Genomic DNA, 20917 nt, shown 5'->3' with positions numbered 1-20917 from the left:
GTGAACGGCATGGCCGCACTCGGGTTGCGCGGTGACCTCAGCTGTGCGGCCCACCACGAGAGTGTCATCTGCGCCTTCTGCGAACGCCGCGTGCAGACGAAGCCGGCGACCTGGCACGACCTCGGAAGCGGGCTGCTCCGATGTGACGTCTGCGCCCGCGGCGCGATCGACCACCGGCACCAGGTCGCACCGGTGCTCGCCCGGGTGCGGGAATCGCTGTCGCGGCGCGGCCTGGTTCTGCGGGAACCCGTCAAGGTGCTGCTCGTGCCCCTGTCCGAGCTGCTCGAGATGGGCGGCCAACGTGGCCACACCATGGGAGCGACGACCCTCGGCTATCCGAAGGACGGGCTCGGGCAGGTCACCGGCATCCGGATCGCGGCGGGCCTGCCGCCGGAAGTCTTCCACCGGGTCGCGGCGCACGAATTCGGGCACGCCTGGATCGGGCAGCGGCGGCGGGGAACGCTCCGGCCGGAATTGGCGGAAGGAATTTCCGAAGCGCTGGCCTACGGCGTTCTCCGCGATCTCGGATCGCCGTTCGCCGACAGCATCAGGGAGCGGATGAAGATCAATCCCGATCCGGTATACGGAGCCGGGTTCCGTACGGTGCGCACGTGCCTTCTCCGGTTCGGGTTGACCGCGGTTCTCGAGGCACTGGTGCGCGACGGCGAACTCCCCGGCACCTCATTTGCGTAGCATCGTGTTGCCGGCGTATCCGCCCGTGTGCATCAGCCGTTTCGCGTAGCAGTCGTCCTTGGGGATCTCGTACGAATCACACCACGCGTTGGCCGAGGCGCCGTCGCTGAACTGCTGGGGCACCACGGTGATCCAGAAGTCCGCGTACCGGAAGCTGGAGTAGTCACCGGACCACAGCAGCAGGGCGTCGGGATGCAGCTGCCGGTTGGCGAGGAAGTCGGCCCAGATCGTGTCGTAGTCGTGTGTGGTGCCGTTGGGGAGGGTGCCCGGCTTCTTCGCGGACAGCTGCGGCAGCCAGGAGCCGACGAGCTGCTCCACCGAGGACCGGTCCTGCTCGACCTGCCGCTGCAGCAGGGTTCGGGCGTCGGTGGGTGTCGCGCTCGTGGTTTCCGTGGCAGGAGCAGGAATCGTTTCCGTGACCAGAGTTCGCGAAGACGTCGCGCCGCCGGCGAAGGCGCCGCTGCCACCTGAGCCGCCCGGTGCGGGCCGGTTGCTGCCGCTGCCGGCGGAGATCGCGACCACCGAGCCCACGACCAAGGCGCAGATGCCCACGGCGATCGCGGTTTTCGCTCCCTGGCTCAGCCCGGGGCCCGCGGTGACCCGAGCCGGGGCCGGCGCCGACGGGTAGGGAGGCGCAGGCGGTGGCTGGAGGGTCACCGACGGCGCGTCCGCAGGGGGTGCCGTCCGGTCGGCCGGAGCCTCGGCTCCGCGCGGAACCGACGCTCCGCAGCCGACGCAGAATCTGGCGTTGTCGCGCAGGTCTTCGCCGCATTCCCGGCATTTTTCTGTCATGCCAGACGCACCTTCTGCCGTCGATACTGGGTTTCTTGTTCGAAGTCGCCGGTGTCGACATAACGTTACGGGTCCCGGTGCGGATTTCGCGCATCCCGGTGCAACGATCCGGCCACTCCGGACGACTACTCGGCAGCAGTGAGGAAGTGAGCTCACGAAAGGTGACAAAAAATGGAAGTCTTCTGGATGCTGGTTGTCTTCGCGGTCCTGGGATGGGCGATTTTCGTCCAGGTGGAAGCACGCCGGCACGCCGTGGTGGAGGTGGCGATGTCCGAGCAGGCGGCCGCAGAAGTCGTGGCGGCTTGTTTCAACATCACCTGGAACCGCATTTCCGGGGAAGGTGATCTCAACTTCCAGCCGAAACTGAGAGTCCGCGCCCCCGTCGTTTCGGTCGCGTTCACCCCGGACGGTGCCAGCAGGTGCGGTGTGGAGATCTGGACGTCCCGGTTCACCACTCGTTACGGCATGATGCACCACGCGCAACTGGTGTGGCGGAAGAAGCGGAAGATCACCGCGGAGCTGGCCAAGAGCCTCAACACCGCAGCCGGTTGACGCACACGCTCCGCAGCCGAGCCGGCCGCGCATCGTCGACGAGCCTGAAGGGTGCCCCCGGCAGGATTGCCAAAGGAAGGGAACGGGCCTGACCAGGGGCTTTACGTCGGCACGTTGGCGGTCGAGGCAAGCTTCGAGCTCCCGGACCTCGGAGGAGGCCGGTCATGAGCGCCAACTCGCAGGCGGTTGCTCGGTTCGTCACGGCGACGATGGGCCTGGTCATCGGGCTCACCTTCATGTTCGGGTTCGGGAATGTGTTGAACCTGGCGTTGAAACTGCAGGTGCCGGTGTTCGTGGCACCCCTCGTGGCGCCGGCTGTCGACTTGACGGTGCTGGGGTTGCTGGTCGGTACGCGGCATCTGGCCCTGTCCGGGGCCAGCGATGCCGTGTTACGGCCGGCGCGGCACCTGTTGCTGGCGGCGAGCGCGGTGACCCTGTTATTGAACGTCGCCGACCCGGTGTTCGCTGGCCAGTGGGGCAAGGCCGCGTTCGACTCGGTCGGCCCGCTCCTGCTGATCGGGTGGGCTGAGGCGGGGCCAGGCCTCCTTCGCGCGTTGGCTGCAGAGAGTTCCGCTCTACGACCAGCGGCGCTCGCCGAGCCTTCGTTCACGGAGCTGGTGAGCGGCAGCCTCGAACAGGAGGCAACGAACTCGACAGGCCCGCGGTGCGACAAGCGGGTGGAACGAATAGCCCGCGGGGTTGTCGACCTCCGCGAAGAGCTCGTGGAGCGCGCCCGGCAGGCCGACGCTGAACACTGGCGGCGCTTCCGACGTCCCATCTCTGCGGAAACTCTGCGGAAGCAGCTTCGGGTCGGCGCAGTGACTTCGCGGGATCTCGTCGCGGTGGTTAGGCGCGAGAACGCGCCGGTCGGTGCGACTGGCCATCGGTGAGCGGTGACCGATCCGCCTCACCGGTCGTGGCTGACCCGATATCAGCGAGCTTGCCGACCAGTACGACCTTGGCTGGGGCGCGAGGAGCGGGCTCGGCGGACCTGGAGCATGACTCCGCTGGTGTTCAGGCGGTACCGCGCCATTTGCACGCTGACCTCGTACTTCTCCGCAATAGTTTCTGCCGAGGAGTCGGCATATGCCTCACGGAGGAGCAACGCGCGGGGCAGCAAGAGGCAGCCGGCCAGCCAGTTGGCCTCGGTTTCCTGCTCCGGGTTACAGGTGAAGAAGGTCTCGCCGGCGAGTTGCTGAATGTCGCGGACGTCGTGATTGAGCAACAGATGCGCGAGCTCGTGGGCGATGTCGCTGTTTGTGCGTGCCGCAGAGTTCTTCGGGTTGTTGACGACGACGATCCCGCCGTCCGGGAGATGGAAGGTCGCCGCGGAGAACGCGCCTGGCTGTAACTGGTCGAGCTCGTCGAGCTCTGCCGGATCCACCAGTTCATCCGCCGCGTAGACGGGGACACCGAGGAAGGTGGCGAGATCCCGAATAGGAAGGTGGTCGGTGGGAGCGAGCCCGAGTTCCTCACGGGTTCGGTCAGCAAGGCGCTCCGCTTCGGACTTAAAGCCTCTTCGCATCGTTGGTCCCAGCTTCGCTTCAGCTGCTCGCCGAAGGCGTGGACTCGAGACGTTTCTGCATTGCCGTCAGCAGGCCGGCCAGTTTGCGCGACGCGGCGGGCTTGAACGTCTGGGCTGCTCGCAAGTGAACTCGTACACCATCGTCCTTGTCGGCGAGGGTCTCGTAGAGATCTCGGACCAAGCCTGCGATCCGGTCTGCAGCCGCCGGGGTGAGGTTCGGGTCGTCGGCCAGGTGCTGGGCGATCAACTCGGGCGTGGTCTGCGTCCGCACTTTGGGCGGTTGGAAGAACCGCTCGGGAGAAAGCCCTAGCCACTCGACGATACGTCGGAAGTTCGCCAGATCTGGCAGGTCGCCTTTCTCGACGCGGGCGAGCGTGTTGAACGGGACCTCGGCCTGTTCGGCCGCGGCACGAAGACTGAGCCGACCTCGCCGCTCGCGCTCCTCCTTCACGAGCCTGCCCAAGGTCTCGATGTCGATCGGCTCCTGCACGAACACCTCCTCCAGCTGGTCGTCCTTGCCGTTCTCGCGATCACGCTACCGGCACCTTGCTTTCCGTGAGCTCCTGTGGTGCGACACGCCTGGCTGACCCAGCTTGTACCGCGCACGGTACAAGGCGTACAGTCGTCGCCAATCCGTAGGGTTGAGCCGCCTGGAGGCAACTTCGTCAGGGTGCTCACCAGTACTTATAGGGGCCATTATGACGCAAGTCACAACATCTCGGCGGCTGCCGGATGTGGCGTCGCCGGGCATCGCGGATGCTCGGCTGCTGCCGGATCCGGACCTCGCGGAGTCATGGGCGGCCATCGTGCTGCCCGACGGCATGAAGGGGGAGATGGCCAGGTCCGCGATCGCTTCGACGCGCCTGCGGAGCGCGGTGCCGTTCGACGAGCTGCCCCTGCACGGAGTGCTGCTGCTGTCCGGGCCGCCCGGCGTCGGGAAGACCACCGTCGCCCGCGGCCTGGCGGACAAGGTCGCCCGGACGCTGACCGGCGAGCCGTGGGTGTTCGTCGAGATCGACCCCCACGGCCTCGCGAGCTCAGCCTTGGGACGAAGCCAGCGAGCCGTTGAGCAGCTCATGGGTACCCAGCTCGACGAGCTTGCGCAGGCCGGTCCGCTCGTGGTGCTCATCGACGAGGTCGAGACGCTGTTCACCAACCGCGCCGCGCTCTCGATGGAGACCAATCCGATCGACGTGCACCGCGCCGTGGACGCTGGCCTGGTCGGGCTGGACCGTCTCGCGCGGCGCCACACCAACGTGCTGATCATCGCGACGACCAACTTCGCGGACGCAATCGACCCCGCCTTGTCCTCCCGCGCCGACCGTGTCTTCACGGTGCCGCTGCCGGACGCGTCAGCCCGCCGGGAAATCTTGGAGCGCACCATCGCCGCGGTGGCCGCGGCGTTCCCGGGGGCAGAGTCACTACTCGCCCCCGAGGTCCTGGACACCGCTGCTGAAGTGGCCGAGGGGCTCGATGGTCGACAGCTGCGTAAGGCCGTCGCCGCGGCCTGCTCCGTCCGGCCGGGCGCCCAGGGGGACCCGGACCGGGTCACCCCAGCGGATCTGCTGGACGTGCTCCGGTCTCGAGGAGGATGGGCATGAGCGTCATCGTCCGCACCGTCCCCTCGACCCCGATCCGTACGTCCGTGCAGACCTGGGAGACCATCGTTGGCCTGCTCACCGAGGCTGGCCAAGAGGCACAAGCCAAGCTGACCGCGGTCACCGGCGTCGCGGCCACGCTGATCGCGGAGGAGTACACCAGCCTCGCTCCGATCGTCGTCAAGCCCGCCCGCGGCGAGCGGGTACGCATCTACACCGCTCACGGCGCCTTGGCTCTCGAAGGGGAGGAGCCGCCGCCCCTGGCGACCTGGCCCCTCGTCGAAGCCGGCTGGTCGCTGTCGCTGCCGTGCGCGGCCGAGGACATCGACGAGATGCGCGACCTCCTGGAGAAGCACCCGGAGATCGAGGTCCGCGATCTCGCCGACGGCATCACGGCCGCGGCGGCTCCGGCCTGTGCCAGCGCGCCCGGCACATTCACGATCAATTACGACGAGCTGGAGCGCCCATGACCACCGGCGTCCGCGTCAACACCGCGGTCTACTCGACGACCCACGTCGCCACCGGGATGCTGCGCGGCCTGCGCCAGATCATCCGGGCAAGCGGCCTGCCGACGACCAAGATCATCAACCAGTGGGAGGTGCTCGAACGCGGGGTCGCTACCTGGCTCGGCTCGGGCCACCTCCGCGCACTCGTGCTCGAGGTCTACGACCCCGCGAAGCCGAAGAACTCCGACCTCGTCGGGCGGTTCGACTTCACCATCGAGTACGACTACTACTCCGACGGCGACGGCGAACTGTGGCTCGACCCCGACACCGTCGCGTACACCGTGCGGAAGAACGGCAGCTACCCGTCGACCTGCGACTACCGCCTCGTCGCCGACACCGCCGACGGCTACCCGCCCGTCACCGGCTGGAGCGGTACCACCTTCAGGTCCACCGACGGGTTCACCCGCCACTCCGCCGGCACTGCCCTCGGCGGCGGAAGCCTCGGAGCCAACCTGTCCTACTACCGCAGGGGCACCCCGTGATCACGCCGAACGAGGCTCTCCGCAAGTTCCGCGGGCGCCTGGAGACCACCGACCGCGAAGACAGGTCCGCCAGTTCTCGGCAGCGCCGGCTGCGCGGCGAACTCGACGCCGCGCTGGACATCGAGAAGGATTTCCTGACCGGCGCATACCGCAGACACACGAAGACGAAGCCCCTGCGCGATGTCGACATCATGATCGTCCTGCGCGACATCAGCTACCTCGACCGGCACCCGCATGACATCCTCGAGCTGATCCGCAGCGTGCTGGCGCCGATCTACGGCGACGATCGGGTCACGTGCGACCGGTTCGCCGTCCGCGTGGACTTCGGCGTGAAGATCGTCGACGACGTCAGCGACGAGGTCGTGTCCTTCGACGTGGTGCCGGCCTTCGAGCACGAGGACCACTACCTGATCCCGGACGACGTGCTCGGCGAGTGGATCTACACCAACCCCGAGATCCACCGCGAACTCGCCACAGCGGCCAACCAGGCCTTCTCCGAGCAGTGGAAGCCGCTGGTCAAGATGGTCAAGAAGTGGAACGACGAACACGACCACCCGATCGAGCCCTCGTTCCTCATCGAGGTCATGGCCCTCAACCTGATCGACGGCCCGTGGACGGGTGATCACCGACGCGAACTGCGCCAGTTCTTCGCCAGCGCCGCGGCCCGGATCGCGGAGGGCTGGTCGGACCCAGCCAAGCTCGGTCCCGACGTGTCCGGCCCCCTGGACGCCGATCCGCTCAAGATGGACCGCGCGCGCCGGGCACTGCGCGACGCGGAAGCCGCGTGCACCAAAGCGATCAATCTGGAGCGCCAGGGACGGACCGGCGACGCGCTCAAGGCATGGCGGGACCTCTTCGGCCCGCTGTTCCCGCTGTCGTGACCGCGCCGCGTTCCGGTCCGGTACCGCCTGGTGAGTCTGCCGACATCACCAGGCGGCAGGACGAACCCGAGCACCTGCATCGGCTCTTCGCCTACAGCCACCTCTACCGGGTCGGATCCCGGTGGCGACGCGTCAGAACCACCGGCACCCTGATGCTCGCGACCGTCGGCCCCACGCTCTCCCTGCTGGTTCCCGCGGCAGCCGGAGTGGTGGGTACCGTCGGCGCGGCTTGGCTGATCGTCGGCCGGACAGTGCTGAGCTGGGCCGAGCAGCGCGCGACGCTCGAGGCGGTACGCACGCAGGAGCTGTACGACACTGAGCTTTTTCATCTTCGGTGGAATTCCGCGCTTGCCGGCCGGGCGCCATCGCCTGAAGACGTCGCCGATGCCGCGCGCCACATCGACGACGACCGCGAGTTCATCAACTGGTACAGCATTGAGCTCGGTGACACGCCGTGGCCCGCTGACGTTCTGTTGTGCCAACGACAAAGCATGATCTGGAGCAAGGGTGACCATCGCGCCTACGGGCTGACGATTCTCAGCCTGGGGATCACCTGGCTCGTGGTCGGGCTGATCGTCGGGCTGATCGTCGACTTCAGCTTGGCCAGCTACCTGGTGAAGGTCTTCTTGCCTTCCGCGCCTGCGCTGCTGGACTCCGTTGAGCAGTCTCGCCTTCACCTCCGGCACGCCACCAGCAGGCAACAGGTGGAGCACAAGATCCACGACATCTGGCAGCAGCACCGCGATGCCCCGGACAGCCTTGTGGAGGAGCAGTGCCGTGAGATTCAGGACGCCGCGTACTTACTTCGTCGCGACGGCCCGAGAGTTCCACGTCGGTTCTACCAGTTCCGAAAAGCATTATCACAAGCGAAGACCGCGGCAGGTGCAACTGCCCTCCGGAGAACGCTGCCGAAAACCTGACACGCTGAGTAGGTGGCAAGTCGAGGTGCTGCCCGATCGGCGGTGTCGCCGTGGGTCCTCGGGCGTCGGGTCGTACAGACGGGCTGGCAGCCGCCCCGGTTTCCGAGGCGACTGCCGGACCCGATCCGTTGGTTAGTGGTAGGCGGAGACCGCGGTGAAGAACACCGTCAGGACGGTCAGTGCGACGCCGCCGCCGACCAGCGCGGCGGCGGCCAGAGCCTTGCCGGACGCGCGGGCCAGACACCCGGCGACCAACCCGATGTTGAAGGCCCCGGACAGAGCGAGCAGGAGAACCAAGATGGCGTTCATCGTCATGGCCGCGACGGTGGCCGCGAACATGTCCGCTCCGGGAGTGTTCAGCGTTCTACCGTGGCCGCAAGCGGTGCTCACCTCGCCCTGCTCACCCTTAGGGTGTGCACATGGAGCAGCCCGACTACGCCAAGCTGATGGCCCAGCTCGCCCGCGCGCGGGATGAACTTGGCGACCGGGCGTCGGTTCGGAGCTTGGCCAAAGCAGCAGGTGTATCGGCCACGACTGTAACCAAATGGCTGGACGTCAAGTCGTTTCCCCAGAACGTCGATCCGCTCGTGGCTCTGGTGGACGCGATCCGCACTGCGGCCACGCGGCACAACTGCCTGACACCCGAATTGGACGTGCTGACCACGAGGAATCGCTGGGAAGCCGCCTACCTCGCCGAGAACATCGCCCGCGCGCGCGGCACCCGGGACGCGGTGGTCCGCGGCGCCGCACAGCAGGTGCTCGCCGCGGCAAGGCCTGGGATGCCGGTCGAGCGGTGTGACCCGCTGCAACTTGGAGTGAAGCAGGCAGTCGACGCTGGGACCGATAATCCGGCCGGGTTGCCGCGCTACGTCCGCCGCGCCCACGATGCCCGGCTCCGCCAAGCAGTTCGCACCGGCGGGGTGATCGCGCTGGTGGGTGGGTCGTCGACCGGGAAGTCCCGTTCCGCCTGGGAAGCGATCCGTGAACTGGACACAGGTTGGCGGGTGTGGCGGCCCGGGGACTGGTCAGAGCTGGCCCGGATCGAGCCGCGCACCGTGATCTGGCTCGATGACACGCGGACCCAGCTATCCGAGGAGCACGCAGAGGCCCTGACTGAGGTCGTCGCCGACCCGGCGCGGAGGCCGGTGACGGTGCTGGCACAGATGTGGCACGAAGACTGGCGGGACATCCGCGACGGCGAGCGCACGGCAGCTGAGCGGCTCCTGACCGGCCCGGTCGTCCGTATCCCGGAGGAGTTCACGCCGCTGGACCCGTCCGAGTGGGATGCCGCCGCGGCCGCCGACCCGCGCCTGGCCCGCGCCGCCGCCGAGGCAGGTACGGAGATCACCCAGTACCTGGCCGGGGTGCCCGCCCTGATCGACGTCTACCAGCACGGCCTCCCCATGACCAGGGCATTGATCACCGCGGCCATCGATGCCCGTCGACTCGGCCTGCCTGAGCCGCTGCGGCTGGATATCCTCGCCGACGCCGCCACCGGCTATCCGACAGAGGCTGAGTGGGAGCAGGTCCGCGGTCAGGACTGGCTACCGGAGGCGCTGGCTGAAGCGCGCGCCCCCGTCCGCGGTCTGCCAGGACCACTGCGCGTGGCCGGGCCGCGTACCCGCACGCCGAGCGAGCCCACTGAGCTTCGCGTCGCTCCCTACCTGGAAGAGCTGGGCAGCGCCGAACGGCGGACCATCATCCCGCACGAAGAGTTCTGGTCAGCGGCCCAGCGGTACGGTTCACCCCTCGAACAAGCCACACTGGCCGACCGTGCCGACGGCTATGGCCTCTACCGCATCGGCGCCGGACTGCGCAAAGCCGCGCTCACTGCAGGCTGGCCCGCACACCCGGCTGTGCTCCTGCGTCACGTCCCCGACGCCGACGCTGCCGTCGCACGCTGGGTCGTCGAGCACACACCAGCCACCAACCTCCGCCAGATCGACGAACTCGGCGAGGAACTGGCCCGACGTCGGAACGCCGAGGAACGCACTTTGCTCTACCAGCGGGTAGCACGAACTGCTGACCTGGCCGACCGGGACATCACTCGCTTTGTCGCGCGGCTGGCCGAACTGGGCGACGCCACCGCGACAGCTGACTTTCTCGCCCGTCACCCCCGACTACTACTACCGGCAGACGCCGCCATCGTCGCACCGCTGGCCCGGCTGGACCACGACGAGGCGGAGACCCTCGCCGAACGCGTGCTAGCCCAAGACGTGCCCTACCTCGCGTGGTTCGTGCATCCGCTGGCCGTCGCTGGGTTCCGGCAAACGATCAGCAGCTACGTCCTGGCCTTGACCTCGACCGACGAGCTCCAAGCAGTCATCCGGCTGCTGGAAGTACTCCACGACAACGGCTTCGTGGACGAGGCCCGGTACCTGATCGAGTGCACCGACGTGACCACCTTGCCGTGCGACAGTCTCACCGATGCTGTGACTCTGCTGCGCGTACTGCACAGCCTGGGTCTTTTCGAACAGGTCTCCGCCGTCATCGCCAGGGTCAACACCGATAGCCGGTTGCGCGCTTGGAACATCAACCGGGATGCGCTGCTGGCTCATCTGCCGTCAGAGATCAACGATCGCCTGCGGCTCGATCCCGAACCGCCGCCCCCGCCTCCGCGGCCTCATCGGCAGACGATCAGCCTCAGCGTCCTCCTGCAAGCGGAGGACGTAGCCGAGCAGTTCGCGGACGAGTGGGGTGCCCTTGCCGCTCACGACGCGGTTGTAGCTATACAGACCGCGGATATGTCCGACATCGATCGCCTGCTCGCGCTGCTGTGGCACCTGCGCGCCGGCGGCCACCACGATGCTCGACAGATGCTGATCCGGCGGATCGACGTTGATCAGCTCCCCCCGGACATCAACAAACTGTGCGCGCTGAGTCGTGAACTGGGCCCAGGGGCCGCAGCTGAGGCTGTGATGGCGCGGGTGGTCGTCGAGTGCGGGCCTTGGTACAGCAAGTATGTCCGCCGCGTGGTCCTGCCCACACTGGAGCAGGTCGGCGCGCCTGGCCTGACTGCCCGCCTGGCATGGCGGATCGCCGACGCGGGAAACTTCGCTGCCTGCACTCGGCTGCTCCCGGATGTCGCCAGGCGGTACCCATACGGCCGCGAACCGGATGGATCGCCCGCAGCTCGCTGGAGCTGGGCCGACCTCCGCTGACGCCCGCGGCGCAGCATCGAGCCGCCGGCCAGCAGTGCTGCGGTAGCGACAGGACTGGATACTGGCCGGGCGCGAATAGGTGGGAGTGCTGACGATGGCGTGGGAGTGGCTGGCACCGACGGGGACCGTGGTGGGGGCGTCCATCACGGCCGGATTCGGTGGATGGTGGGGCGGACGCCGGTCGCGAAAGGACCAGGAGGCCCAGCAGAACTTCGAACGGGAGCGTGCGATCACCGCGCACGCCCGAGAGCGCGTCGACGATGCGATTGCAGCGTTGCGGTTTCTGCGCCGACACCATAAGGAGGTCGCGTCGTGGAAGGGCCCCCTTCCGGCCGGGACGCTGGACGAGGTGCGAGCGCAGTACGAGGTGTTGGGCCGCGCAATCGAGTACCTCGGCGACCCGACGGTGCGGTTCGACATCGGCGTCGTCCACAAGGTGCTCGGATCATTGGCCACGTTCGGCTCATTCAACGATCTGGGAGTCCATCGGGCTGTGGAACTCGTTCACGTGGCGTGCGACGCCGGGATCGGCGTACTCGGTCAATGCATGCGAGGTGAACCTCGGGTCGCCTCGGCCGACCTGGTGAGGTTGCACCAGATATACGACTCATCGGCGCTGGCGTTCGCGGCCATCCAGGAGGAGAACGCCGCGTACGAGGCCGCGGTGGCACGCGGCGAAGTTCCCGAACCCGGCGCCGAACCCAGCTGATCGTGGGGCAACCGAAGCGACCAGATGCCTAAATGGGAGACGATTCAGGCGCTCCACCCCGACACCGTAGCCCGCAACCCGGTGCTGGCGGTGTCCATGGTGAACGTGGAGTTCCAATCAGGGCGATCGTCACGTGGGAGTTCAGTGGGTTCCCGGTGGTGTAGATGGTGTCGAGCTTGCCTGCGGTGCCGCTCCAGGTCAGCGTCAGCGTGACCTGGTCGCCCTGATGGACTGCGGTTCGGGCGAAGGTGAAGACCGTGTCGCCGTTTGGGTGTCTGGTCGTTGGTGCTTTGTGCGCCGCCGTTCACCGCGAGCGTGGCGTGGACTGTCATGGAGACGTTCCGGTCGATTTGCACCGTCGCGGTGTCGAGGTAGACGATCCCAGGGCCGACGACGAATCGTTGGGTCACCGTTCCGCTGGGCATGGATTCCGGGCGACTGGGGTTGCCTGCGCACATGGCCGTTCCGGCAGTCGTGACGGGGCCGTAGTTGTCGTAGGCGAGGATCCAGCGTGCGGGGTTCGGGGTGGGTGGGGCCGGAACGGAGCTGTGAGGCGCAGTCGGCCGTCCGGCCGATCCGGGACGAGATCGATCGGATCCTCCATCAGTCCCCTGGCCGTAGGCGCCTGGGGTTCCCTGGCGGTCACGTTTTGGTGGAGGGTTCCGCGGATCTCGTGACACCGGTACTGCGTGGGTTTCTGAAGGTGGACTTATCAGTTGGATTCTGCCGATGATGTGAGATGATCGAGGTTGACGCGGGATCGGTCTACAGGGAGGTAGCTTGAGTCGAATTGATATTAACCGGGCGTTCGACGTCTATGGTGAGTTCTGGGTCGCCGGCCAGGAAGACAAGGTTGCTCGCGGTCGCATGTATCGCGACGAGACTGGTATTCGTATCCAGTTGTTCGATGACCTGCGTCCCGGGCCAAGCTATGTGCCGGTTCCGGGGATCGAGAACTCAAGCTGGGAGATTATTGAATCGCCAAGCGTAGACCTTCTGTTGACTATTCATGGTCATCTTGGTGGGATGCTTGGGCGAGTCACGGCTATCGAATGTCGGACTGTCAATTCAACTGTCGGACGCCTTAGGGGGCCGCAGGAGCATATCCTGATGCCGCTTAGGGTTATGGTCGGCGCCCATGTGTCGGGTGTGGATCAGGAGTTTACCGGTGCCCGCGTGCGACTGCACCATCTCGATGAGTGGGCGGGATTGAAAGGTTTTGCGCTCGAAATATCGGAAGATAAGAAGAAGTTCAAGTTATCCTACGAAGAGCCGTCTGTTGAATCGGTGTCGCTCGCTAATGGTGGCCAGCTGACTATTGGGCAGAGTCTGTCAATTCCGCCTCTCTCGGTGGCGGGTGGTGCGTTACGTCGCGATGTTTGGATCTGCGTCGAACAGCTTCCAAAGATGACATGGGAGGAGATTTCACGGACGGTTCTACGGCCGCTTGAAAGTTTTGTGACGCTTTGCCTTGGCGTGCAGAGTAAACTATCCAATATTAAGCTGACCGTTGATGGTGGCAACTGGATGCAAGTAACAGGCGGCTGGTTGCAGGCTGAGCCCACTGATGGTGACATTGGCGAGCCTGTCGCATACTTACCAAAAATCGGTTTAGGGGCCCTTGGTAACTGGCTGGACAAGGTTGCTGTGCTGGGGCCGTTGCCGCCTGTAGTGGCACGTTTTTCGGCGAAGCAGCAGACAGTGCACCTCGAAACTGAGCTTCTAGAGATGGCGACTGTTGCTGAAGGTCTTCATGCCAAGCTGTTTCCTAGCGAAGTTCGTCTGGATCAGAAAACCCTTGATCGCGTGCGTGCGGCGCTTGGAGAAGCCGTCGCCGATGAAGAGGAACGCGTACGCAACATTATCGGTGGCATGCTCACGCATCTGGCAGAGCCAGGCTACCCTGCGCGACTAAAACAACTCGCGGAACGTGTGCGTGGCTGCGCTCCAGAGATCACCGGCAAGACGAACCGCTGGGCCGCTGAAGTCAGTAAGGCACGTAATAGCTATGCTCATCGAACTGCTAGTGGATTTCTGACCGAGGAAAATATTGACACGCTGTTCACGGTGATCGAATCATTGCGATGGTTGCTTCGTTGTGTATTGTTACTGGAGGCGGGCATTTCGGAAAGTTACCTTGCCAAGCAATTGGAGAGAGTTAGTGCCTATCGACTATTTCTCGGTCGGGCTGTCGAGAGTCTTCCGCGCATTTATGTATCCCGGGCTGGTGAGTAGGTGCACGTGAAAATAGTACGCGCCGGCCCTGATTGGAAGACACGCAACCGAGGTTGCGGCTGATATTAGGGTAGTTCGGTAAATCCGTAGAGCATTCGCGGGCGGCCGAGGATGTTCGCCGCCGCCACTCGGCCCTGGGTATTCGCCGACGTGGGTCAGGTTCCACTGCCCGGTGACGTCGCCGACGGCCCACAGCCCATCGCTGGCGGCCACGCGGTCGTCGACGGCTTCGCCGCCGGACCACAGCATGAGCGCGACGGGTGCCGGGCCGGATGGGAGGCAGCCCGATCAGCGGGCGCTGCCCGTTCCGCTCGACGACGCGTTCCGCGGTTCCACTGCCGACACTAGTGGGCCATCAAGGGCTCGCCCTCGGGCGGCACCAGAGCCCCGGTTCGGAATCAGGATCGCCGCGATCAGCGCACCGACCACGAAGAACCCGGAGCCCCACGCCAGGGGCGGCCGTGTAGCCCCTCGAGCCCGCCCTGCGCCGCGGCCTGCGCGCTGGGCTGGTGCGAAGTCAGGTAGTCGGTCGTGGCCGACGAGGCGACGTGGTCAGGAGCGCCGTGCTGATGGAGCCGCCGATTTGCTGGCTAGAGCTCTAGGTGTCACGCTATTAAGTGAATGACTGCCCGTGGATTGCGGGTCCCGGAAGGTCTGCCCGTACTCTGCGCACGGCCGGGCACTTTGTCCATATATAGCGTTCAGCCGAGCTGATGCGACCGCAGGTCGAGTCACTGGCGACCGTCGGGAACCCGTCGGATGAGGCTCGCCTGTGTGCTGGAGCGCCGAGTGGCACGAGCGATGTTGCGGGGTACCATTGGTCAGCGTCCGAGCGGTCCGGACAGCGGGCTACAGCTCCCGGGTCGACGGCTGAAAGGGACCTGCTCCTTTCACGCGGGCGAGTGTTCGTTGCTCGAGGGCGCGGGTCGTGCGGCCAGCAAGTGGTCTTGCAGCTCACGGTGCCGGAATTGCGTGGCTGTCCCGGACATGCGGACTAAACCGGCGTCGTAGGCCCAATCGAGGAACCGCCCGGGCCGAGCAGGCAGGGCGCCACGACGAGCGAGGGCCAGGACTGTCCGGACGTAGCGCGGCCATGGCGACCCAAGTGCCGCGATCACGACTACGAACGTGCTGAACGTGAGGCTGAGCAGGGGGCCCGCGAAGATGGCGACGGTGGTCACGAACACCACTGGGAACGTCAGGTCGTGGACGAGAGACTGCCGGAGCGGATCACTCGGACGAGCGGCGGTGGCTGGAACCGTACTGAGGCCCCTCGTCAGCCCCAGTGCAAGACCGGCGGCCAGGCCCAGCGGCAACCCGATGGGGAGACCGACGATCTCACCTGCGCCAAACCCGAAGGAGATGCCTGCAACGAGTCCCAGGAACAGCCCGAAGGCGAGCGCCCGCAGCCCACGTCGGGTCAATGCTTGTCGCGGCTCGATCCGCAAGAGCCGCCACGGGTTGCCGTTGCCGTAAAGGATGTAGTGAACGCCGACACCGGCGGTGGTCAAGAAGCCGATCCACCCGCCCGTTTCAAGTCCCTTCGTCGGTGTGCTTGAGAGTGACATGAGGGCACCAAGGAGCTGGGTGATGACGTAAAACCCCACGACGCCCGCCAGCGCCACGGCGATCCACCACAGTTTCGAGCGGCGTTTCCGACTCGACTTCGGTAGCTCATGGAGGTGCAGGTCCGAGTCCGAACCACCGGCTTCGCCGACGATTACCAAATGTGCCGCGAAGGTGCGCAGCCAGCGCTCGACGTTGGCCGCCGCGTAGCGGGTACCGTCGCGGCGCGGATGATCCGCGACCACTGCCGGCACAAGTCGCTCGAACAGGTGATTGCGGAGTTGCTCCGCGTCGAGCTGCACCAGTTCGCGAGGCGTGCTGTGCCTATCGTGGTAACTCGAAGCCGCGAGGTAGAGGTACAATGGAGAGCTCAACAGGGTTGCGAGCCGCCCGCGAGGATGCTGGCGAATCCGGGTGATCACGGGTTGCCAGCGCTTCTCGACCCCGCCCGGCAAGGCTGGAGCGGGGAAGCGGTGGGCGAGCCAGTCGATCACCTGGGTCCGGACGAGCGGGCGAAGCTCGACGACCGTCGCGTCCTGAAGCCACGTGTCACGGGCGCCCGCGCCGTACGAGCCCGGGCGGCTGGTCAGTACTACGGCCCAGCGGTCGGGGCCCCGCGGAAGATTCAGTGCTTGCAGCGTCAGTGCTGCACGGCTGCCGTCAGCGCTCATCTCGTCGAGACCGTCGAAAAGCGGGAGAACCCAGCCGGCGCGAACCAGTTCGAGAGCTACCGCGATCTGGACACCGTGCACATTCCGCAGGTGGTCGGCCACCCAGCGGTCGAGCCGATTCCGGACGGTGTCCGGGTTGCTGTCGGGCGGCCAGGGGAAGGCTGACAGGCTCAGTCGCACGGGGACTCGGATCCGCGCCGGTGCTCGGCTCGAGGAAGCAATCTTGCGGTGTTCGGCTTTCGCGATGTCGAGCAGCAGGCGAATGGCGAGCACGGACTTGCCAGCGCCTGGTTCCCCGAGAATGACCAGGCGCCCGCGGTCGAGGGTGGCGTAGAAGTCGGTGATCGTCGACGACGAGCCCTCCTGTGGGCCGCCGTCCGTGCGCCAACGGACGTCGACGGGCTCCGGCTGCGCAAAATCGATGTCCGCGGCCTGCGCGTCGCCGCTGTCACCGATCAGCCGCTGCAGTGTGCTTGATTCGGCGGCGATGATCCGGTTCAGCGCTGCGCGGGCTGCGGCATCCAGCACCTCCGGCGTGTCCGGCGCTGGCCGGGACTTGAGGCCCCACAACGTCGCTACCAGGCCCATTGCCGTCAACGGCAGCGCCAGCACGTTCGCGATCCCGGCGCCGTCGTTGCCCTTGCCCAGCAGCCACCACGTCAGACACGCGAGACCGGCAGTGGTGATCGTCAGGCCGGCGGTGGCCAAAACCGCAGACCGAGACGACCATACTCGAGAACCCATCGGAACATTGTGACAACAAACCTGCCGGATGGTTGGACTAGCCCCCGCCCCGGCGTGGATAGGCATCGCTGGAGTACGCAGTCGTCGGCACCATCGCGATCTTTCTGAACGTCGATAAACCGACCGCGACGAACCCGTCGCCGACGCTCCGTTCGTGGCACCGCCCGCTGTCGACCCCGGACCGGCAGCCAGCGGACACGCCCTGTCCATCGTGGACGATATGATCGCGGCCTGGGACGGCGGAGCAGTCCGGCGGAAGCAGTGGCACCGCGGAAGTTGTCGAGGCGGCAAGGAACCAGGGACTGGACGTCGTGATCGTCTGGCCGGAGAACGCTGCTCGGTTCTGGTGGCTCCTCAGCGGCGGCCGATCCGGTCGCGCCGTAAGGGGATTCCCTCCCGTCGCCGCAAGACATCGTCGCAGGACTCGCATTGCTGGTGGATGCGGTCGGCTCGACGTTGACCCAAGAGCTTGAACTCCGCCGCGCCGGACTCGCCGCAGAGCATGGTGACGGTGTCTCCCGGTCGTGGCACCGCAGTGATATCCATGCGATGCCACTTGCCGTTGAGGACCGGCTGGATCGTCTGCGGGTCGACGTAGATGACGGCGGCGACCATCATGACGCCCGGGCTTGGAGGGAGTCGAGCCAGGCTTCGATCGTGACCGGATGGGTGAAGGCGCGCCCCAGCAGCGCCTTCGCGGTGTCGTGGTATCGGCCCAACACGGACTTGTCCGTGCCGTACGTCGTGCAATGGCTGTGCCTGAGAGCGACTGCGAGCGGCTCGGGGCCGTCCTCGAACAGGGTGAAGGCGGCCGCGGAACTCGGCCCGGATGGGACGACCAGCACCGTGACATCTTTGTGGCGTCCTGCTTCTCGGAGTAACTTGATCTGCTGCTCAGCCCCGTCGGATTCGGTGCAGGTCAGGCGCAGAGCCTGGTCGCCGATCAGGAAAACGTATCGGCGTCCACCCTGCTCCATCGTCTGTCGACGGCACTGGCGGTGAAGCAGCTCCTGGTCGCGGCGCTCAGACTGCACCCCAATGTCGCGGCCGGTTGCGGCCGGGCACGGTCGCGGCATCAGCAGATCGGGAATGCAGAATGGCGCCCACTCCACGATGCGGCTCGAAAGCTGCTCGTACGTCCACAAGAGATCGATCAGTGGGGATGCGGACTGGTCGACGAAGTTCGAGGTATCGACTTGCTCCGCGATCTGCATGACCTGGTCGAACTCGGCTCCGGTGACCCGAAGACAGCCGAGAATGCGGGAGGCCAGTTTTGCGTCGGGTTTCCTTGTGCCGAGCTCCACGCTCGACAACTTCTGGGCGCTGATTCCCAGCATGCCAGCCAACTCCCGGAGCCCGATCTTCCGACGCTCGCGGGCGTCGCGCAGTCCGATGCCGACGGCGAGTACGGCTGGCTTGCGATTCCAGGTCATGACTTGATCCTTGCTTTTACGTTCGGTGGTGAAAGGAGTTCCAGGCAGGCGACGAAGGCCATGGAGTACGCGGCTGAGCAGCACGTACAGAGCCAGGTCCTCCTCGCTCGGCCATTCGCGAGCGCACGCGGGCTCGCCGTCTGAGTTCTGTTGCTCGGTCATGGGTTCAGTTGTGGCCGGTCTTGGGTGGCACCCCGGCGGCCAGGGTTCGCACAGGTTGTCGAGCTGTACGGGTTCGCCCGTTGCCTCGGAGGGGAGGTGAGGCGGTCGACCAGTCACCGGGGTGCCGAAATCGACTTTCGCGTGTGGTACAGCTGAATCGCCAGGGCGTACATCCGGTGCGAACCTGGGGGAGATCTTGCGTTCAAGCCTCTGACCTGCGGTAATCTGATGACCTTAGGCCGTGATCGAAGGAGTGAATCATGGGAACGCGGCGCCACGGGCTCATCCGCGCTCGGAAGGCTGCCGGCTACACCCAGGAGACGCTGGCCGTCGAGCTGGGCCTCGACACCACCACCGTCGGGCAGTGGGAACGTGGCAAGTCGGAGCCGATGCCTTACAAGCGGCCGAAGCTGGCAAGGATTCTCGATGTCACGTTGCGCGGCCTCGAAGACCTGCTGGCCGAAGGCACTGTCGCGGAGCCCGCTTCCTCTTCGGCGTTGGACACGGACGTGGTGTCCGGTCCGAGCGTCGACTACGAGACCTGGGCCGACGACCTGGATCGGGTCGCCGTCTGCCTCGGTCGGCAGGAGTTCCATCTGGCGAAGCTCCTGCTGGATCGCTGGACCGGCCGGCTGGTTCCCAGCGGCGATGACCGCGGGCTCTACCTCTACGGCCGGTCGCTACGGCTTCTCGGTGATCTGCGTCAGGACCAAGGCGTCCTCACCGGACCGATGTCCGCCCGGCAGAGCTATGGCCGCGCCATGGCGGTCTTCCGCGAGCTCGGTGCCGACCGGCGGGTCGCGCAGCTCGAACTCCAGCTGGCGGTCCTCGACGAGATGGGCGGCAACCATGAGCCCGCCGCCGAGCAGTACCGGCAGCTGGCCACGGACACCCGCCTCGACGCCCGCGACCGCACCCGTGCCCAGCTTTGGGTCGGGACCGCGCTCAGCAAGGCAGGCCGGAACGCGGACGCCATCACCTTCATCAAGCCCGCTATCCAGCGGTTCGAGGCTCTTGAAGAGCCGCAGGACTGGTCGGTGGCGTTCCAGAAGCTGGCCCTGGCGCACCGTGGTGATGGCGACCTAAGCCAAGCCGGCGTCGCCTTCCAAGTGGCGCTCGACCACCGGCCCGGCGACGCACCCATGCAGCGCGTTCGCCTCGACACCGCGCACGGCCACCTCCTGCTGTCCGACCCCGCCACGGCCGATAGCGGGCTCAAGCTGCTGGAGGGCGCCGCCGCGACCTCGACGCAGTACGGGATGATGCACCAGCTACAGGCCATCTCGGGCATTCGCCGCGCGTACGAACGCCAGGCGTAAGCCCGCGCACGCGACCCGAGGGAGTACGAACGCGCCGTGACGCGGCAACTTACCGATGTGGAATGGCAGGACGCCGAGCTCGTGTGGGACTTCCACCAGGTCCACCACGAGATTTCTGCGTGCGACGTCGCCATCGCGCTGGGATGCAACGACATCGGCGTCGCCGAGTACGCAGCCGAGCTGTACCACCGCGGCATGTTCCAGACCGTCGTCTTCACCGGTGCGACCAGCCGGGACACCGCCGCCATCTTCCCGCGCGGCGAAGCCGTCCACTTCCGCGAGCGCGCCTTGGAGCTGGGCGTGCCGGACACCGTCATCCTGGTCGAGCCTGAGGCCGCGAACACCGGCGCCAACATCACGCTCTCCCGCGACCTGCTCATCGGGGCCGGGCTGACATCGGACTCCGTGCTCCTCATCTCGATGCCGTACATGGAGCGGCGGGCGTTCGCGACGTGCCGGCGGCTGTGGCCTGAAGTCGCGGTGACGTGCACGTCGGCGCCGCTGACGCTGGAGGAGTACGTCAAGACGATCGGCGACGCCGCCGAGGTCGTCGACATGATGATCGGCGATCTGCAGCGGGTGATGATCTACCCCGAACGTGGCTTCGCCATCGAGCAGCCGGTGCCGCCCGCCGTGGCCGCCGCCTTCGATCGCCTGGTCGCGGCGGGATTCAACAGCCGCCTGCTCTGATCGGCAGAAGTCGATCAAGTCAGTAGCGGACCGTCACGGCCGTGCTGCGATTGGGTGATCTGTCGCTACTTGTGTCCACATGGACACGGAGCGGGCATACCGTGGTTCTTCCAAGTAGGGGGGCCTGCCGGGCGAGTTTCGACGGCGGTGGGGAGTCTCAATGACTGTGTCAAGCAGCGGTTGCGGCCGTGATCGGTGGTGAGGGGTGAAACTCGCGGCCGTCGCGCAGCAGCGCCCAGATGACGTCGACCAGGCGGCGGGCCAGGGCGATCAGTGCT

General features: G+C 66.3%; 20 protein-coding genes. 13 read left to right on the top strand and 7 right to left on the bottom strand.

The window, feature by feature from the left end; genetic code table 11:
• The first annotated feature begins 192 nt into the window (after window positions 1-192).
• Window positions 193-693, top strand: a complete 501-nt coding sequence (locus H5965_RS07060) for a protein DA1 (protein WP_310968541.1) — start codon at window positions 193-195, stop codon at window positions 691-693.
• Here the strand turns inward: H5965_RS07060 and H5965_RS07055 are convergent.
• Complete coding sequence (locus tag H5965_RS07055) at window positions 682-1485, bottom strand: zinc ribbon domain-containing protein (RefSeq protein ID WP_310968540.1); 804 nt, start codon at window positions 1483-1485, stop codon at window positions 682-684. The two genes, H5965_RS07060 and H5965_RS07055, sit on opposite strands and share 12 nt — an antisense overlap.
• Window positions 1486-1656: 171 nt before the next feature.
• Between H5965_RS07055 and H5965_RS07050 the strand changes: the two genes are divergently transcribed.
• Together H5965_RS07050 and H5965_RS07045 are read left to right on the top strand one after the other, a co-directional pair.
• Window positions 1657-2037, top strand: coding sequence for a hypothetical protein (locus H5965_RS07050; protein ID WP_310968539.1), 381 nt, complete (start codon window positions 1657-1659; stop codon window positions 2035-2037).
• Between the two features lie 164 nt (window positions 2038-2201).
• Window positions 2202-2927: a hypothetical protein gene (locus H5965_RS07045; RefSeq protein WP_310968538.1), complete on the top strand. Its 726-nt coding sequence runs from the start codon at window positions 2202-2204 to the stop codon at window positions 2925-2927.
• A gap of 41 nt (window positions 2928-2968) precedes the next feature.
• On the opposite strand, the gene H5965_RS07040 is transcribed toward H5965_RS07045, so the two are convergent.
• Window positions 2969-3562 carry an ImmA/IrrE family metallo-endopeptidase gene (locus H5965_RS07040; RefSeq protein WP_310968537.1) on the bottom strand — a complete coding sequence of 198 codons (594 nt, stop codon included), beginning with the start codon at window positions 3560-3562 and terminating at the stop codon, window positions 2969-2971.
• Window positions 3563-3581: 19 nt separating this feature from the next.
• Window positions 3582-4052: a helix-turn-helix transcriptional regulator gene (locus H5965_RS07035; protein WP_310968536.1), complete on the bottom strand. Its 471-nt coding sequence runs from the start codon at window positions 4050-4052 to the stop codon at window positions 3582-3584.
• A gap of 244 nt (window positions 4053-4296) precedes the next feature.
• Between H5965_RS07035 and H5965_RS07030 the strand changes: the two genes are divergently transcribed.
• The 5 genes from H5965_RS07030 to H5965_RS07010 are packed head-to-tail and all read left to right on the top strand — an operon-like array spanning window position 4297 to window position 7949.
• The gene (locus H5965_RS07030) at window positions 4297-5163 is read left to right on the top strand and encodes an AAA family ATPase (protein WP_310968535.1); all 867 of its coding nucleotides are present in this window, start codon (window positions 4297-4299) and stop codon (window positions 5161-5163) included.
• Window positions 5160-5630, top strand: a complete 471-nt coding sequence (locus H5965_RS07025; protein ID WP_310968534.1) for a hypothetical protein — start codon at window positions 5160-5162, stop codon at window positions 5628-5630. Before H5965_RS07030 ends, H5965_RS07025 begins: the two co-directional genes overlap by 4 nt.
• A complete protein-coding gene (locus H5965_RS07020; RefSeq protein WP_310968533.1) occupies window positions 5627-6148 on the top strand; it encodes a hypothetical protein in 522 nt (173 codons plus the stop codon). The genes H5965_RS07025 and H5965_RS07020 overlap by 4 nt, the downstream gene beginning before the upstream one ends.
• Window positions 6145-7029, top strand: coding sequence for a CBASS oligonucleotide cyclase (locus tag H5965_RS07015; RefSeq protein WP_310968532.1), 885 nt, complete (start codon window positions 6145-6147; stop codon window positions 7027-7029). Before H5965_RS07020 ends, H5965_RS07015 begins: the two co-directional genes overlap by 4 nt.
• A complete protein-coding gene (locus H5965_RS07010; protein ID WP_310968531.1) occupies window positions 7026-7949 on the top strand; it encodes an S-4TM family putative pore-forming effector in 924 nt (307 codons plus the stop codon). Before H5965_RS07015 ends, H5965_RS07010 begins: the two co-directional genes overlap by 4 nt.
• Before the next feature lie 132 nt (window positions 7950-8081).
• Here H5965_RS07010 and H5965_RS07005 read toward each other — a convergent pair whose 3' ends face one another.
• A complete protein-coding gene (locus H5965_RS07005) occupies window positions 8082-8264 on the bottom strand; it encodes a hypothetical protein (RefSeq protein WP_310968530.1) in 183 nt (60 codons plus the stop codon).
• Window positions 8265-8368: 104 nt separating this feature from the next.
• Between H5965_RS07005 and H5965_RS07000 the strand changes: the two genes are divergently transcribed.
• The 3 genes from H5965_RS07000 (at window position 8369) to H5965_RS06990 (ending at window position 14054) form a co-directional block, all read left to right on the top strand.
• Window positions 8369-11110: a hypothetical protein gene (locus H5965_RS07000; protein WP_310968529.1), complete on the top strand. Its 2742-nt coding sequence runs from the start codon at window positions 8369-8371 to the stop codon at window positions 11108-11110.
• Window positions 11111-11204: 94 nt separating this feature from the next.
• Entirely contained in the window at window positions 11205-11819 is a 615-nt protein-coding gene (locus H5965_RS06995; protein WP_310968528.1) for a hypothetical protein, read from the top strand.
• Window positions 11820-12599: 780 nt separating this feature from the next.
• On the top strand, window positions 12600-14054 hold the full coding sequence (locus H5965_RS06990; protein ID WP_310968527.1) for a HEPN domain-containing protein: 1455 nt from the start codon (window positions 12600-12602) through the stop codon (window positions 14052-14054).
• An 890-nt stretch (window positions 14055-14944) separates the two neighbouring features.
• On the opposite strand, the gene H5965_RS06985 is transcribed toward H5965_RS06990, so the two are convergent.
• The 3 genes from H5965_RS06985 to H5965_RS06975 form a co-directional block, all read right to left on the bottom strand.
• A complete protein-coding gene (locus H5965_RS06985) occupies window positions 14945-17035 on the bottom strand; it encodes an NACHT domain-containing protein (RefSeq protein ID WP_310968526.1) in 2091 nt (696 codons plus the stop codon).
• 354 nt (window positions 17036-17389) lie between these two features.
• Complete coding sequence (locus H5965_RS06980; protein ID WP_310968525.1) at window positions 17390-17653, bottom strand: hypothetical protein; 264 nt, start codon at window positions 17651-17653, stop codon at window positions 17390-17392.
• On the bottom strand, window positions 17650-18630 hold the full coding sequence (locus tag H5965_RS06975; protein ID WP_310968524.1) for a Scr1 family TA system antitoxin-like transcriptional regulator: 981 nt from the start codon (window positions 18628-18630) through the stop codon (window positions 17650-17652). Before H5965_RS06975 ends, H5965_RS06980 begins: the two co-directional genes overlap by 4 nt.
• A 260-nt stretch (window positions 18631-18890) precedes the next feature.
• Between H5965_RS06975 and H5965_RS06970 the strand changes: the two genes are divergently transcribed.
• A complete protein-coding gene (locus H5965_RS06970; protein WP_310968523.1) occupies window positions 18891-19949 on the top strand; it encodes a helix-turn-helix transcriptional regulator in 1059 nt (352 codons plus the stop codon).
• Between the two features lie 36 nt (window positions 19950-19985).
• Window positions 19986-20639, top strand: coding sequence for a YdcF family protein (locus H5965_RS06965; RefSeq protein ID WP_310968522.1), 654 nt, complete (start codon window positions 19986-19988; stop codon window positions 20637-20639).
• Window positions 20640-20917: the final 278 nt, after the last annotated feature.

The sequence above is a fragment of the Amycolatopsis sp. 505 genome, from assembly GCF_031625235.1.
Taxonomy (GTDB): domain Bacteria; phylum Actinomycetota; class Actinomycetes; order Mycobacteriales; family Pseudonocardiaceae; genus Amycolatopsis.
This window is presented reverse-complemented; position numbering and strand designations above follow the sequence as displayed.